The following is a 1,360-nucleotide window of genomic DNA, read 5'->3' as shown; positions in this document are numbered from 1 at the left end:
TCCCACGAACCCCACGCCACCGAGGTCGCCCTACCACCCTGCGCCCTGCGATACCCAGCCAGAGCATCCAGATAAGCGTTGCCGGCCGCATACCCGCCCTGACCACCACTACCCCACGCCGCCGCACCCGAGGAGAACAAAACAAACGCATCCAGATCAAGCCCGCGCGTCAACTCATCCAGATACCGCGCCCCATCAACCTTGCCCCGCAACAGCTCCTCGAACTGCCCCAAACCCATCGACGCCACAGGCACGCTCTCACCCATGACACCAGCAGCATGCACCACCGCCCGCAACGGCCATTCCTCAGGAATACCCGCCACCACATCGGCCAGCGCCTGCCGATCAGCCACATCACACGCCAGCACCGTCACCCGAGCACCAGCAGTCTCCAACTCCAAACGCAACACATCCGCGCCCTCAGCATCCGGCCCCCGCCGGCTCAGCAACACCACATGCTCCGCGCCCCGCTCGACCAGCCACCGGGCAACATACGCCCCCAACCCCCCAGTGCCACCAGTAACCAACGCCGTCCCCGACGTCACCCACGACGAGCCACCAAAACCCGACCCCGGAGCATGCACCAACCGACGCCCGAACAACCCCGACGAGCGCACCGCGACCTGATCCTCACCCACAACACCCGAGACCACCGCGGCAAACCCCCGCGCACAGCGCCCGTCCAACAACTCAGGCAGATCCACCAGGCCACCCCACACAGCAGGCCGCTCCAAAGCAGCCACCCGGCCCAGACCCCACACCCCACCCTGCCACGGAGCAGTAACAACATCACGACCCCCGACCGACACCGCCCCCCGCGTCACCACCCACAACCCAACAGCCAGCCCCGCGTCCTGCAACGCCTGCAACAACACAGCCGTCGACACCAGCCCCGCCATCACCTCCGACGCCAACGCCGCACCCAACGACACCACACCCGCCACCGACACACCCTCAGCCGACACACCCTCGGCCGCAACCCTCAACCTCTCAGCAAGACCGGCACACCCCACACCACCGTCTTCCACCACCACCCCACCCGAGCCCAAAGCCCCCACCACAGCCGCGACCCAGGCATCACCACACAACCCCTCCGGAACCACCACCAGCCAACGCCCAGACCCCACCCGACCCGACAGGCTGTGCGCACCACCCAAAGGCTTCCACGCCTCCCGATAACGCCAGCCCTCCACAACACGCTCGTCACGCTGCCGAACACGCCACGACGCCAAAGCCGGCATCACCGAGGCGACCACACCACTATCAACCCCCAACTCCCCCGCCAAAGCCCGCACATCCCGCTGCTCCACCGACGCCCAGAACCGCTGATCAACCCGATCCCCAGCACTATCCGAGACAG

General features: G+C 66.9%; 1 protein-coding gene. It reads right to left on the bottom strand.

The features are described from left to right. Nucleotides 1-1,295 (bottom strand): beta-ketoacyl reductase (locus P3G67_RS35690; RefSeq protein WP_449343270.1); only part of this gene is annotated, 1,295 nt, incomplete at its 3' end. Nucleotides 1,296-1,360 lie beyond the last annotated feature (65 nt).

This window comes from Streptomyces silvisoli (genome assembly GCF_029269905.1).
GTDB lineage: Bacteria > Actinomycetota > Actinomycetes > Streptomycetales > Streptomycetaceae > Streptantibioticus_A > Streptantibioticus_A silvisoli_A.
This window is presented reverse-complemented; position numbering and strand designations above follow the sequence as displayed.